The 14,406-nt window shown below is 64.9% G+C and carries 11 protein-coding genes; 2 read left to right on the plus strand and 9 right to left on the minus strand.

Features of this window, described 5'->3' with window-relative positions; all coding sequences use genetic code 11:
• Positions 1–48 precede the first annotated feature (48 nt).
• Positions 49–1,194 (plus strand): alpha/beta fold hydrolase, encoded by a 1,146-nt coding sequence (locus VT03_RS32575; RefSeq protein ID WP_082845944.1) that lies wholly within the window; start codon positions 49–51, stop codon positions 1,192–1,194.
• A gap of 301 nt (positions 1,195–1,495) precedes the next feature.
• Here the strand turns inward: VT03_RS32575 and VT03_RS05090 are convergent, their stop codons facing one another.
• From VT03_RS05090 to VT03_RS05130, 9 genes are all read right to left on the minus strand, one after another.
• A complete protein-coding gene (locus VT03_RS05090; protein WP_075091989.1) occupies positions 1,496–2,947 on the minus strand; it encodes an Nramp family divalent metal transporter in 1,452 nt (483 codons plus the stop codon).
• Positions 2,948–3,496: 549 nt separating this feature from the next.
• Entirely contained in the window at positions 3,497–5,044 is a 1,548-nt protein-coding gene (locus VT03_RS05095) for an FAD-dependent oxidoreductase (protein WP_197489201.1), read from the minus strand.
• Positions 5,045–5,209: 165 nt separating this feature from the next.
• Entirely contained in the window at positions 5,210–6,175 is a 966-nt protein-coding gene (fmt, locus tag VT03_RS05100) for a methionyl-tRNA formyltransferase (protein WP_075091990.1), read from the minus strand.
• A gap of 73 nt (positions 6,176–6,248) precedes the next feature.
• Positions 6,249–7,070: a histidinol-phosphatase gene (hisN, locus tag VT03_RS05105; RefSeq protein ID WP_075091991.1), complete on the minus strand. Its 822-nt coding sequence runs from the start codon at positions 7,068–7,070 to the stop codon at positions 6,249–6,251.
• A 151-nt stretch (positions 7,071–7,221) separates the two neighbouring features.
• Positions 7,222–8,625 carry a glucose-6-phosphate isomerase gene (locus VT03_RS05110; protein ID WP_075091992.1) on the minus strand — a complete coding sequence of 468 codons (1,404 nt, stop codon included), beginning with the start codon at positions 8,623–8,625 and terminating at the stop codon, positions 7,222–7,224.
• Positions 8,626–8,832: 207 nt separating this feature from the next.
• Positions 8,833–9,387 (minus strand): orotate phosphoribosyltransferase, encoded by a 555-nt coding sequence (gene pyrE, locus VT03_RS05115; protein WP_075091993.1) that lies wholly within the window; start codon positions 9,385–9,387, stop codon positions 8,833–8,835.
• A gap of 143 nt (positions 9,388–9,530) precedes the next feature.
• Positions 9,531–10,511 carry a DUF3137 domain-containing protein gene (locus VT03_RS05120; protein WP_075091994.1) on the minus strand — a complete coding sequence of 327 codons (981 nt, stop codon included), beginning with the start codon at positions 10,509–10,511 and terminating at the stop codon, positions 9,531–9,533.
• A 98-nt stretch (positions 10,512–10,609) separates the two neighbouring features.
• On the minus strand, positions 10,610–11,179 hold the full coding sequence (locus VT03_RS05125) for a LemA family protein (RefSeq protein WP_197489202.1): 570 nt from the start codon (positions 11,177–11,179) through the stop codon (positions 10,610–10,612).
• Positions 11,180–11,287: 108 nt separating this feature from the next.
• Positions 11,288–12,838 carry a sulfatase gene (locus VT03_RS05130; RefSeq protein WP_082845948.1) on the minus strand — a complete coding sequence of 517 codons (1,551 nt, stop codon included), beginning with the start codon at positions 12,836–12,838 and terminating at the stop codon, positions 11,288–11,290.
• A 598-nt stretch (positions 12,839–13,436) separates the two neighbouring features.
• On the opposite strand from VT03_RS05130, the gene VT03_RS34080 reads away from it, so the two are divergent.
• The gene (locus VT03_RS34080; protein WP_075091996.1) at positions 13,437–14,342 is read left to right on the plus strand and encodes an FHA domain-containing protein; all 906 of its coding nucleotides are present in this window, start codon (positions 13,437–13,439) and stop codon (positions 14,340–14,342) included.
• Positions 14,343–14,406: the final 64 nt, after the last annotated feature.

The raw sequence follows: 14,406 nt of genomic DNA on the forward strand, positions 1-14,406 counted from the left end.
CGCCTTGGTTCTTTCCGGCCACGATGAGCAGCCAGCAGCAGGTGCCGGATGGGCGAACGGACTCGATGGCGATGGGGATTCGACAGGATTGCGGCCTGCGCGGCGCTCCTGGTTGCCGTGATCGCCCTGGCGGAGGACCGGCCGGCTGGACGCAGGCCGAATGAGTCCGGGAAAACCCGGGAGCCGATCCCGACCTGGTGCCAAACCCAGCAGCGGCAGGCGGTGGCGGCGCCGGAGTCGCTCCTCGCGCGAAGCTGTCAGCAGTGCCACTCCGCCGATGATGAGAACGCAGGTTCCACAATGCCCTTCAACGCTCCCCTTCCCACGCTCGGCGGCCGACAGCTGTGGGGGGACGTGCGGTTCTTCAGCGGGTGGCGGGTCCAGCAGAACGTCCTCACGAAGCACTTTCGACTGCTCGATCCCGGCGATATCCGGCGGGCGTGGGGAACGCGGGAGGAGTGCGACGCCGTACTCGCTGACATCCGCCGGACACGGGGCCTTCCGCCGATGTCCGGCAAGGCGTGTCTCCTGATCCACGGGATCTCGCGGTCGTCCAAGTCGATGGCTCCCCTGGCGGAGCCTCTGCGGCGAGAGGGCTACCTCGTCGTTCCGTTCGATTATCCGAGCACGCGTCTCTCGATCGAAGAGTCAGCCGACTATCTGCGGCAGGTCGTCCGTTCGCTCGAGGGGGTCGATCAGATTGACTTCGTCGTCCACAGCATGGGGGGGTTGCTTGTCCGTTCCTCGCTGGCGAAGACAGCCGACGCTCCCGAGCCTGATCCCCGGTATCGGCGGCTGGTCATGCTCGGTGTTCCCAACCATGGTGCCCGGATGGCGGACCTGGTTGAGCGGCAGCCGCTGTACCGGCTGATCTATGGCCGGGCGGGGGGGCAGCTTGTGGGGCGGGCGAATCCGTTTATCACCGAGCTGCCGATTCCGGCGTTCGAGTTCGCGGTCATTGCGGGCGCACGGGGGACGGCGGATGGTTACAACCCGCTGATTCCCGGGGACGACGACGGGACGGTGCGGGTTGAGGAGACCCGTCTCCCGGGGGCGACGGATTTCATGACGGTCCCGGCGATCCATAGCTTCCTGATGAACAACCCGGCGGTGATCGACGCGAGTCTGCGTTTCCTCAAGGAGGGGCAGCTCCGGAGCGAGCCAGGCCGAACGCCGATTCCGCAAGGGCCTTGAAGCGCGCTGGCCGTCGCGACTCCCATAGCTCAAACCCAACTTGCCACGGCAACCTGGGGTCAAGGGGGCCACGCCCCCTTGCCGCCGGATGCACTTCCATGAGGAACCGTGGTAAGCAGAGGACTCCCTCACATCACATCGCTCGCTTTGCAATCCCCGCGGGTTGGTGAGGGGGCATCCGGCACGTGGTCCGCGCCTGAGCACGATCTCCTTCAGACATCTCTCGACGAGAGGGCCTCCGGCGGGCAAAGGGGCGTTGCCCCTCTGCACTCCCCACCAGGGGTGACCCCCTGGACCCCGGCTAAGAGAAGGCGGCGATGAGATCGCGCAGCTGCGTCGGGACTGCGTAGGCCGCAACGATCAGGATCGACACCACCGCGATCCATAACAACACATCCGTCACCACCCACGGCTGGAGCCGCTTATCGACTCGCGTATACCGGAAATACATCGTCACCAGCGCGATCATCGGCAGCGTCATCGCCTGGGCAATCCCCCCCACCTTGACCATCAGCTGCGGGTCACGGGCCACAATACAGAAGAACAGCGCGAGTGCCGGAAAGAACAGACAGAACCGCTGAATCATCCGCACCCGCTGCGGAGCGGTCGGCGAAGGAGCGATCGTGGTGAGCGTCAGAAAGTCCGCGGTCAGCCGGCTGTTCGCCGCGCACGAAAGATATAGGGTCTTGAACAGCACCGCCCCCGCCCCGATCAGAAACAGGATCCGTGTCCAGGCCCCGAACGGCCCGATGAACATCTTGGACAGCGTATTCACCAGGGCCGCCCCCTTCGGGTCCAGTCCCTGCGGATGCAACACCGCCGCCCCCATGACGTAGAAGGCGACCGTCGAGATCGTGAACACGACCATGCTGACCCAGGCGTCCAGGTGCATGACCCGGATCCAGCCTTTGGCCCGCCGCTCCCATTCTTCGGTCGGCTGGACCCGGCCCGTGAAGCGGGCGTAGCCCTTCTCCAGACACCAGTACGGGTAATAGAAGAGCTCCGTCGCCCCGACCCCGGTGATGCCGAAGACCGCGAACGCCGTCGACAATCCCGCGGCCGGAACCTGGAACTCCAGCCCCTTGAGCAGATCCTCGCCTCGGACCGGGAAGTCGGTCCACACGAGTCCCAGCGCGGCGGCCATCGTGATCAGCGTCACGCCGACCACGATCACGGTCGTCAGCCACTCGATCCGCCGATAGCTGCCGTGGTAGATGAGGGCCATCGTGACGAGGCACACCAGCACTGCCCACGGAAGCTCGGGAGCGTCGGTGAGAAACTGCCCGAGCGCCGGGGAGGCTTGTGTCGCAACGCTGACGACCTTCGCCGAGAGCGACGGAAAGGCGAGGTTCAGGGCCTGCCCGATCCCCCCCGTCATCCCGCCGAGCTGGAAGACGGTGCAGAGCATCATCAGGAACCACCACCAGACGAGCCAGTGGCCGTAGCGGCTACCGCCGGGGACCTCGTTGAGCGCTCCGAGCGTCGGCTTGCCGGACGAGATCGCGTAGCGGCCGAGCTCGATCTGGACGAAGACCTTGATGACGCAGCTGAAGAGAATCAGCCACAGAAACACGAAGCCGTGTTTTGCGCCGAGGCCCGTGGTGACGATCAGCTCCCCGGAGCCGACGATCGTCCCGGCCAGGATGATCCCCGGCCCGATTTTGCGCAGTGCCTCCCACGTTGTGGCGGGAGGTTCCTGGATCGCGTCGGGAGGGAGCGCATAGGGATCGTAAGCGAGAACCTCATCACTCATTCGGGTGGCTTTTCATCAGGAGCGTCGGTGATGACCACGTCCGCGCGATGATAACGCCGATCCCGACCTGCTGCGCCGCCGTGCGGGAGCGATTTTCCTTGGTATGCCGCGGGACATGACACGATCGTCATGTCCGTTCGAGCCGGTCGTACTGGAGGCTGATTCTGATGCTTCAGAGCACGTCCTTGCCGGCGCGACTCTGATTGCTCAAACCCAACGTGCCTCGGCAGCCTGGGGTCAAGGGGGCCACGCCCCCTTGCCGCCGGAGGCACTTCCATGAGGAACCGTGGGACACAACGGACGTCCGTTTTGTGGTCCCCGCGTTGAGGACTCCCCCACACCACACCGCTCGCTTTGCAATCCCCGCGTCATCGGTGAGGGGGGCATACGGCACGTTGTCCGCGTTTGGACACGCCCTCCTTCAAACATCTCTCGACGGCCAGGCCTCCGGCGGGCAAGGGGGCGTTGCCCCCTTGCATCCCCTACCAGGGGTACCCCCTGGACCCCGGTTACCTTCGCCAAGGGATGTTCCATCCGGACACCCGGCCGCTACGACCCGGAATTCGAAGCGGTCCGCCGTCGCGTCGGCTTGCGGCCCACCGTTTTGAGCGGCGTCTCCGCCGGCCCGCCAATGACCTCCCCTGTCGGCAGAAACCGCGAACCGTGACAAGGACAGTCCCACGTCTTCTCCGCCGAGTTGAACCGGACAATGCACCCCATATGGGTGCAAACCGCCGAGCAACGATAGAGCGTCCCCTCTTCGTCCCGGTGACAGGCGACCTTCTCGCCATCGAGCGTCAGAACCTTCCCCTCGCCCGCCTTCACGCTGCGGACGCTCTTCTCTTTCCCCTGCGTCAGCCAGCCGGTGATGAAGTGGTAAGGAACCTCCATGTTCTCAGTCAGGAAGTCCCACGCGCCGCCCAGGACCTTCTTGCGGCTCGGCGAGAAGATCTTCTGCCACGGATTGCTCTGACCGAGCGCGACGTCCTTGGCCATGATCCCGGCGATCGTCCCGAATGTCAGGCCGTTTCCGCTGTAGCCGGTACCGACGAACTGGTTCTTCGCCGTCTCGCCGATGAACGGCAGACCGTCGTTCGTTTCCACGACCTGCCCCGACCAGCGGCGATCGATCTCCGCCCCCGGCACCAGCCGGCGGAACATCGCCTCCAGCCGCTGGAAGCAGGCTTCCGTGTCGTCGACCTGTCCCGTCTTGTGGTCCTCGCCGCCGAAGATCGCGTAGTCATGGTCCACATTCGAATGGACCCGCAAGTAGTAATAGGGATCCGAGGTGTCCCAGTAGAGCCCGGCCGCGAACCGCCCCTTGGGAATCCGGGCGCCCACGACATAGCTGGAATAGGGATAAAGCTTGGTCTGAAACAGCGTCGCGCTGACGAGGCCGGTATTCCCCATGAGCGGGACGTGTGTGCCGATGACCACCGACCCCGCCTGGATCTCCACGCCGTTGACCTTGAGCCGGATCGGATCCTCCTGGAACTCCGTCACCTCCGAGTTCTCAAAGACCCGGCTGCCATCGCGGTCGATCGCGCGGGCGAGTCCCGTCAGGTACCGCAATGGATGAAAGATGGCGTTGTCGGCAAAGGCGACCGCCGGTTTCCCTTCGACCGGCCCCTGCGGAAGGAAACGGACCGGGAATCCGAGCTCCTTGACCAGTTCGAAGTCCGCCTTGAGAGCGGCCGTCTCGTCCCGAGCCTCCTTCAGGCTGGCATGGAGGAACCCGGGAACCCGCTGAAATCCACAGTCGATCCCCAGGTCCATCACGATCGTCTCGATGGCATCGATCGCCGTGACCCCCGCCTCGAGCGTCAGCCGCAGACCGTCCTTCCCGAAGGTCCTCGATAACTCCGTTGGACGCAGATCGATCGGATAAGCGAGATGAGCCGACGTGTGACCGGTCTCGCCTCCCCCGATCTGCCCCTTCTCGATGACGCAGACTTTCTTACCGGACTGCTTCAGGAAATATCCGGCGGTCAGCCCGGTGATCCCCCCGCCAACGATGGCGACGTCAAAGGTCTGAGGCTGCGAGGCCGCCTCGAACCGTGGCTGATGACCTTCCATCCAGAGCGACGAACTCTCCATAACCGACTCTCCCAGAGCGAGAACGGACAGGTGTCCCGGGGGAAGAACACGGTGGCAAACGGCATACCGTCCCGCTGGGCCGGGAAGGGCTGCCATGTCGATCGTGAGACGCCGGGCCCATCGGAGAAACAGGGCGGACGGCGGTGTGGTCGTCAGCCGAAACGTTTAGTCCGCTTCGTTTTCAGCGCCGAAGCGGGCGCCGATGGGAACGCTGTTCCCGCGCAGAAACTCGTCGATCATCATCGCCCGCTTCCCGGCTGCCTGAACCCGCTGGATGGCGACAACCCCGTCCCCTGTTCGGACATGAAGCGACTTTCCATCGTTGGCCACGACGCTTCCCGGAAGCGCTGAAGCGCCCCCTCCACCGGAGACCTCTTCCGTCGACAGGACGAGGAGCCGCGCTGGCGGCCGGTCCTTCACATGCAGAAACGTGAATGGCATGGGCCACGGCTGCATCGCCCGGAGGTGCCAGTCGATCTCGCGGGAGGTCTTCGACCAGTCGACGAGCCCGGCCGACTTGGGCATCTTGGGGGCCTTGGTAACCCCCGCGGCATCCTGCATCGTCGGGTGCGTCGTCCCCGATTCAATCTCCGCGAGGACGGTGACCGCCAGATCCGCTCCCAGGTCGGCCAGCCGGATTTCGAGTTCCCCGGCGGTCTCGCGCGGACCGATCGGCGTCTTGACGATTCCGAGGATCGGGCCCGCGTCGAGGCGGGGCTGGATCTGGAAGATCGTCACGCCGGTCTCGGCCTCCCCCTTCCAGACCGCGTACTGGATGGGAGCCGCGCCGCGATACTTGGGGAGGAGCGACGCATGCAGGTTGATCGCACCGAGCCGGGTGACCGTCAGGAACTCCGCCGAGAGGATCTGGCCATAGGCGGCGACGACCATCAGGTCGGCCCCCAAGGCCCGCAGAGCCTCGAGCGACTCCGGCGCGTTACAGCTTGCCGGCTGCAGGACCGGGAGACCGGCCGCGACCGCCCGCTCTTTCATCGGGTGCGGATGGTTGTGCTTGCCGGGTCCGGTTCGGTCGGGCTGCGTCAGGAGGGCCGCGACCTCATGGGACGAACCGAGCAATCGCTCGAACGTCGGCAGCGCAAACTCTCCGGTCCCGACCATCACGATCCGCATGGAACACTCACTCCGCTGAACGGCCCGCCCGATCGGGCGGGGCTGATCCTGCACGATATGGCCGCGCTCCCGCTCAATCAATTCGCGTCCGCGTCCCGACCTCGGGCGTGTCCTCATGGAGGAAGGCGAGAACGGCGTTCTTGAGCGCCGCGTTGACGGAAATCCCGCTCCCGCCATCGGCCCGGGCAACTCCGGAGAAGTCGACGAAGTGTCCCCCCGCCTCCTGGAGGATCGGCACAAGGGCGGCGGCGTCCCACAGACTGAGCTGGGGATCGATCATGACGTCGGCCCGGCCGGTCGCGACGAGAATGTGGCCAAAGCAGTCTCCCCAGCCCCGCGTCAGCCGGCACGTCCTCGTGAGCCGCTGCATCGTCTGAAGCCGTCCCACCGCTTCCCACGTCCCGAGCGACGTGAAGCACAGCAGCGCATCAGCCAGGTTTGAACAGTTCGTGACGCGGCACCGCGTCGCCGCGGCCGAATTCCGCCGCCACCAGGTTCCTTCTCCCCGGCTGGCATAGATGACTTCATTCTGCGCCGGCAGGCCGCAGACTCCGGCGACCGATTCCCCGTCGAACTCCAGCCCGATCAGCGTCCCGAAGAGGGGCACCCGGGCCACGAACGACTTCGTGCCGTCAACCGGATCGAGGACCCACCGGTACCCGCTGGTGCCGGCTCGCTCGCCGAACTCTTCCCCGAGGATGGCGTCGTCGGGGAACTCCTTCGAGAGGAAATCCCGCAGCAGCTCTTCGGCCCCCCGGTCCGCGGCCGTGACCGGCGTCTGGTCCCCCTTCCAGTCGACGACCAGCGAGTCCGCCTCGTAGTACCGGAGAATCAGTTCGCGAGCCCCTTCATATCCCCGGAGCGCGGCGTTCAGGCGGGCGGTGATCTCGGTCATGGCGGTGCGTCCGGGAAGGAGGGGCGAAAGCCCGAAGGTCCGAGCGAGGCGACGGAAATTGCACACCCCGTTCCAGACTTCGGAAATGAACGAAGCCGAAGGGGCGATCGAGCGTCCCTCCGGCTTCGGACTCAGTCTGCGGCGGGCCGGCTCACTTGCCGTACAGGATCGCCGCCATGTTGTTCTTGTATGCCTCGACGCCCGGCTGGCCGTAGGGGTTGATCCCGATCAGCCGGCCTTCGACCACCGTCGCCAGCATCAGCATCTGGAGGAGCTGGCCGATCGCATAGGCGTCGAGCTGCGGCAGGACGATGTCGGCGGTCGGCCGCTCGTCGTCGGCATAGGCCTTGTTCGTCCCCTGGATCGCCGCCACAAGAAGCTGGTCGAGCGTCTTCCCCTTGAGGCGATTGAGCTGATCCTGGTCCTCGGTCTCGGCGACGACCGGCACCGCGATACCCGGCAGGCTCGGCTTGCGGACGATGACGTTCGTGATGAGCTTGTCCCGCGCCCCTTCCTGGTGCTGCTGGCCGCGGCTGTGCAGGTCGCGGGTGTTGACGATCGTCAGCGGCAGGGCGCCGCGTTCATGCTTGCCGAGGCTTTCGGCGAGGAGCTGGTCGTACCACAGGCCGGCCGCTTCCAGCTTCTTGCCCCAGGTCGACAGGATCCGGGTCTTGAGGCCGCGATGCTTTTCGAGCAGGTGGCAGACCGCGGTGTAGTCGAGGACCGGGTTCTCGCCGATGGCGGTCTTCTTGAAGGTCTCGGTCATGTCGGCCGCCCCTTCAAGCATCGCCTTGATGTCGACGCCGAGGACCGCCGCCGGATAGAGACCGACCGCCGTAAAGACCGAGAACCGGCCGCCCACGCCGTCCGGAATCGGGAAGGTGTCCGGATACTTCCGGCCGTTCGACAGATCGCGGAGTTTTCCCTTTTCGCCCGTGACCGGGACGATCAGGTTGCGGGCTTCGGCCGAATCCGGGCCGTAGTACTTTTCGAGGGCCTGCCGGAAGATCCGGAAGGCGGCCGCCGTTTCGAGCGTTCCCCCCGACTTGCTGATGACGACCGTCCCCCACCGCTCGGTGAGTTCCTTGGGGTTCCGGCACCGCTTCTGGAGCAGATCCAGCAGTCCGCTCGTGGCGTCGGAGTCGAGGTTGTCCCCTTCGAAGTAGAGCCGCGGCGAGCCGTTCCGCTCGCTGCGGGTCAGCTCGTTGTGATACGGATGGCAGCAGGCTTCGAAGATCGCCCGCAGGCCCATGTAGGAGCCGCCGATCCCGAGCGAAACGAGGATGTCGATCTGGTCCCGCAGCCGCTTGGCGGAGTCGAGCATCCGGTCGAGGAGCTTGTTGTCGCCGCCGTCGAGCAGCCGCCGCGGGAGCTCGATGAACCCGGAGTCGAGCGGGTCCTTCGCGGCCGGAACCGCCTTCTTGGAGTCGAGCATCTCGACGTCGGCGATGACTTCCTTGCGGGCGGCCTCCAGGGCCGGGGTCACGCGGTCCCAGTCCGGCCCCGAGATGTAAGGCTGGGCGGCGGAGTAGTTGTACTGCAGCGGAGAAGCCATGGGAGAGTCCTTCTAAGGCTGTGGCTGGAAGCTGGGAGGCTGTGGACTGTCGATCACGAGGCCAATGGCCAGGGGCGGCGGCGGACGATCGATCGGACCGGCCCCTGACGTCGACACACAACGCATTCTGCCGGAAAGGTTATCGATCCGGACGTCCGCGCTCGATTCCGCCGCGGTCTATTCCTGCAATCTTCATCACCCGCGGTGTCACGCCTGCGGCGGCTGAAGGCCGAAGTCTTCGATCGTCAGGAGCGACTGGAACGGCAGGTTCTTGTCGGCGAAGTTCTGGCGGCCCCCTTCCATGCGGTCGATGATCGCCAGGACCAGAACGACTTCGGCTCCGAATTCACGGACCCGGTCGACTGCCAGGATCGAGCTGCCGCCGGTGGTCACGACGTCTTCGACGATCACGACCTTGTCGCCGGGCTGGATCGGCCCTTCGACGTATTTCTGCGTCCCATGTCCCTTCGATTCCTTGCGGACCAGGAATCCATCGAGGCTCTTTCCCTGTTCCGCGGCGACGGTCAGGATCCCGGCGACGATCGGATCGGCCCCGATCGACATCCCGCCGACGGCGGAGCACTCGACCCCCTGCATCAGCTCGAGGAGCCCCTGGCTGACGAGCCGCAGTCCCTCGGAGTGGAGGGTGATCTGTTTGCCGTCGAGGTAGTACTTGGCTTTTTTGCCCGAGGCGAGGGTGAAGTCGCCGAACTTGAGGGCGCGTTCGCGGAAGAGCTGGAGCAGGCGGGGACGGTCGAACATGGTGATTCCCGGGACATCGAAGCGTCGCTGGGCATGTTACTTAGCGCGTCCGAATTTGAAAGGAGTGGGAGGCTTGGGCCGGCAACCGCCGCTTGAGCGAACAGCACAGAGCCGGCAAGGACGGCGCTTGGCCCGATGAACACCTACTCCTTCCCCCAGATCCGCACATTCAGCCCCAGGGCCTCGACGATCCCGACACAGCTGTTGATCTGTTCGTAGTAGCCGCGGAGATATTGTTCGTCGAACAGACTGGTCCCGAACCGCGGCTCGAACAGATTCCGGTCGAGCGGGACCGCGATGAACAGACTGGAGTGGATGAACGAGAACGTCACCGGGGCGTTGAACTTCCGCCGAACCTCCAGCATCCGCCGCATCATGTTCGGCGTCAGGATGTAGCGGGCCTCGATCTGGTCCGTCGCATTGACCACGAACTCCCTCTCGAACTCCGGATCCTCGAGCTGGACAAGCCGATTTCCTCCGGGACTTCTCTTCTGAATCGCCCGGCCGAGGATTCCGAACGTCCGCTCCGCAAAGTCCGGCCGGACGAGCGTGTGGCCATGGAAGTTCTTGTGAAAGTCCGCGTGAATGAACAGCCCTTTGAAGATCGTATGCCAGGTCGTGCTCTTGCGCCCCTTGCTGTCCTTCGACGTCGTCTTGTACTCCGTGTGGAGCTCGGACATCTGCACGTAGGTCTTGCCGATCACTCCTTCGAGCCGGTCCTCCCCGCCGTAGCGGTCCGGGGAAGGCTGGAAGATCGCGCTCGCGGCGTAGAGTTTTGGAAACACCATGCGGTTCGGGGCATACCGAAACCCGTCGCCGATGCTTTGGGCGATCGGCGCGATGAAGCGGCGTTTGAATTCGACGACGTAGGTGGCCCGCGGCGCGACAATGTCAGACGTCCACGCGGAGGCGATCGTCCACACCGCCGAGATCAGGATGAAGGGGACCACGACTCCCCATTTCAACCACAGGCACATGGCGGTGAGGGCTCCGCCGATCACCACCGATCCGGCGACTTTCAGCCAGCCATGGATCACCTTCTGATAGAGGGCGGCCCGCAGTCTCTCCAGGTCGGCCAGTTCCCGCCGAAGTTCCGGGAGGATTGCATGAAACGGCCTGAGCATGGACAGAACACAGATGAGAAGAGCGGCCGGCCGAAGGCAAATCCGCCGAGAAGAAACAGAAGGCCCGAAACGGTCGCCGACGCCAGTCCCGCGGCGGTTCAGGCAAAGAGCTTTCCGACATCCACGTTCTGCCGATCCGCCTCGGGAATCTCGAAGTACGCCCGCCGCTGGAAGTTGTTCATGTTCGCGATGACTTTGTACGGGAACATGTCGACGGCGTTGTTGTAGTCCAGCACGGTTGCATTGAAGGCCCGCCGCGCCGCGGAGATCTGCTCTTCCGTCTCGTAGAGCACCGCCTGGAGCTGCTGGATGTGATCGTTCGCCCGCAGGTTGGGGTAGGCGTCCATCGCGATCCTCAGGTGCCCCAGTGCCCCGAACAGCAGTCCTTCAGCCTGAAACCGCTGCTCTGAGGTGGAGACCGGACTGACCGCTGTGTTTCGGAGACTGGTGATTCGTTCGAGAAGGCTCGCCTCGTGCCGCATGTACTGCTTGACGCTGGCGACGAGGTTCGGGATGAGGTCCGTCCGCCGCTTGAGCATGACGTCGATGGAGCTGAACGCATTGTCAACGGCGTTCCGTCGGCCGACGACCGTGTTGTAGAGCGACGCCCAGACGAGCGCGCCCGCCAGCCCGATCACCACGATCAAAGCCACAGTTGGAACATCCACGGTTCGCTCGCAGCGAAGAAGAAAGGAACAGGAAACGGTCCACAATACGACAAAAACACCGCCCCGGATCAAGCAGTCTCAACCTCCGTGCCCCGCCGCGGCCCGCGGCTACTCATACCGCCACTTCAGCTCCCACGGGTCTTCCGTGCTCTTCTCCCACGCCTGGAGCTTCTCCTGAAGGCGCTTCAGCGTCGCCGCATGCTCGGCCGAGGTCGAGAGATTGTTGGTCTCCCAAGGGTCCGCCTCGAGATCGTACAGCTCGAACCGCGTCCGCTGGAGGAAACTCTCGACCGTCCGACCGGCAAACATCTTCTCGTTTCGCTTCAGCACTCCCTGCCAGGTGGGGGAGGCGTAGATGTCGGTCGCGAACGGGTAGGGGAGCTGATGGGCGATGTTGAAGATCAGCTTCCATTTTCCGTCGATCACGACCCGCATCGGGTAGTACATCGTGATCTCGTGGAACGTGTGGGAGGCGTAGAGCTCGTCCCACCCTTCGGGGTGCGGCGTATCGAGGAGAGAGAGGAACGACCGGCCGTGGAATGTCACCGGGACCGGCTTCGGCTGTCGACGGGCATTTCCTCCTTCGGGGCCGCCGTCGTCCGGGCCGCGGCGGATCGGCGGTGCGGGGGGCGGCGTGACGCCGCAGTAATCGAGAACGGTCGGGACGAGGTCCGCCCAGGAGACCCGCGCGTCGCAGGTCGAGCCGGGCTTTGTTGCGGTCGGGCTGCGGACGAGGAGCGGAAGGTGCATCCCCGGCTGGTAGAGCGAGGTCTTGGCCCCCGGAAACGGCGGCCCGTTGTCGGAGAGGAACAGGATCAGCGTCTCCTTGGCCCGCCCACTCCGGTCGAGGTAGTCCAGCAGGCGGCCAACCCCCTGGTCGACCCGCGTGATCGCCTCGTAGTACTCCGCCAGTTCCTGCTTCACTTCAGGGGAGTCCGGCAGCCACGGCGGCGGAGTCATCTCCTCCGGCCGGAACCGGATTCTCTCGCAGCCGGGGTACTGGTTCGGCTGGTCGTCGGCCGGGTTGGCGAACCCTCCCGGCCCGCCGCCGCGATGCGGGTCGGCGGTCGCGATATAGAGGAAGAACGGACGGTCGTCTTTCTCGGACATCCACTCGATCGCCCGATCCGCCATCTGGACCGGATTGCGGGCCCCGCCGACCCCCTGGTTCCGATACGTTTCAAAGTGGTACACCTTCTCGGGGGCGAGGTGATACTTTCCGATCGAGCAGGTCCGGTAACCCGCGTCGGCGAGATAGACCGGGAGGCTCTTGACGGACGCGAACGTGCTGAAGTGGTGGAAGTCGTGGGCGTGGCCGTAGTGCCCCGTCGCATGGTTATGCAGGCCCGTCAGGATCACGGAGCGGCTGGCGCTGCAGCTTGCGGAGGTGCAGTGGGCGCGGGTGAACCGCGTTCCGGTCGCGGCGAGCCGGTCGATGTTCGGCGTGCGGGTCACCTTGTCGCCATAACAGCCGAGCTGAAATCCCAGGTCGTCGCAGACGAAGACGATGACGTTTCGCACGGCCGGGGCCGGGCGGGCGGCCGGTGTCGAGGCGGGCGGTGCCGAGGGGGGCGGGGGTGCGTCGGCCCGAAGGGATGACAGGCCGCAGGCGGTCAACCAGACCGTCGCGCACCACACGAGACACCGCGGAATGCTCATTGTCCCCTCGCGCCCCATCGCCACAGTGGAGAGTCCGGCCGGATTATTCCGATCGGGTGGAGTGGATGTAAGGACGAACCCCCGCTTTCTCGCGGCCGTTTGACGATTGCCCGTGAAGAGGGCGGAGCGAGGTGCGTTTTGAAGAACAGCCCCTCCTGCCATAGTCGTCCCGTTGCCGCGGACCGCGCGTGTCGGATTAAATTTTCGGCAGCTTCACTTCATAAAAGTCGGCGGTCCGACGGAGCGGCGAAGGACTTTGCAGGAGGCCGCCGGTCCCTTCCAAGCGTGACCCCATCAGAGGCTCAGCGAACCTTCATCTAGAGAATTGACACCCACCAAGGGGACTGGTAGTCTCGTTGATCACCCCGTTTGACGCAGCCTTTCTCTTCATCCATTCTCATTGAGGTTGCTGCAGCAGGGTGTGACGGATGTTGAAGGTCGGTCGTTCGACTGGACCACAACTCGGTGAATCGTAGGACGTGACTTCATCCATTCGTCACCTCATGTCAGGGTGCCCAGCCTAGAATACCACACCTCTCGTTCACTCCGAACGAGACCGTCGCGCCCAGGGTGATCTGACGGGCTGCGGAGAGTCTAGATGTTGCAGGCAAAGCTTCGCGTTGCATCGGGTAAGCAGCAGGGAAATGAGATTCCGCTCCCCCATGGAAAATTCCTGGTAGGGCGGGAAGAGGACTGCCATCTCCGCCCGAACAGCGACCTCGTGAGCCGTCATCACTGCGTCTTTACGCTCGATGACTTCACGCTCCGGCTCCGTGACCTCGGAAGCACCAACGGAACGTTCCTCAATGGCGAGCGGCTTCGCGGCGCCGCCGTTCTGAATCCCGGCGACCGGATCGTCATCGGGAAGCTGGAGGTGGACGTCGTCATCTCCGCCGGGGACGACACTCAGCTCGTCGCCCCCCCGGAAGAGGCGACCCAGCTCGACAACCCGATCGTCGTCGCCGTCGAATCGGCGACCGATACGCCGGAGGGGCAGAGCCCGACGGTGACCGTCGACCTGGGCGGCTCGACCGAATTCCAGATGCCGGCCGCTGCCATCGCTCCCCCTCCCGCGGGCGACACACAGTATTACCAGGGGCAGGTTCCGCCGGGCTATCAGGTGCCGGTTGGATATCCCCCCCAGTACCCGCAGTATGGCTATCCGCAATATCCGCAGATGCCGGGCTATTACCCGCAGATGGGCTATCCGATGCCGGGAATGATGCCCGGCGGTCCCCCGATGCCGGGATACCCGCAGCCAGGATATCCCCAGGGGTATCCGCAGCAGGGCTATCCGGCTCCCGCCCCCGCCGCGATCGAATCGGCGACGCCGGCCCCCGCTGCCAAGCCGGCCGGCAACGCTCTCGAAGTCAAGCTTCCTGATCCGGAGACGACGGGGGCCCGGGCTCCCGAGCAGGTTCCGGGCTCAGGCGGGACAGGCAACAAGCCCGCGATCCCGAAGGCAGCTGACGAGATCATCAAGCAGTACATGACCCGCCGCTGATCTTCCGGCGGCCGTCTGGCCAAGGCGGTCCGTTGTGAATCTCCCTCCGGTAGCGGTCGCCCCC

Origin of the sequence: Planctomyces sp. SH-PL14 (assembly GCF_001610835.1) — a bacterium.
GTDB lineage: Bacteria > Planctomycetota > Planctomycetia > Planctomycetales > Planctomycetaceae > Planctomyces_A.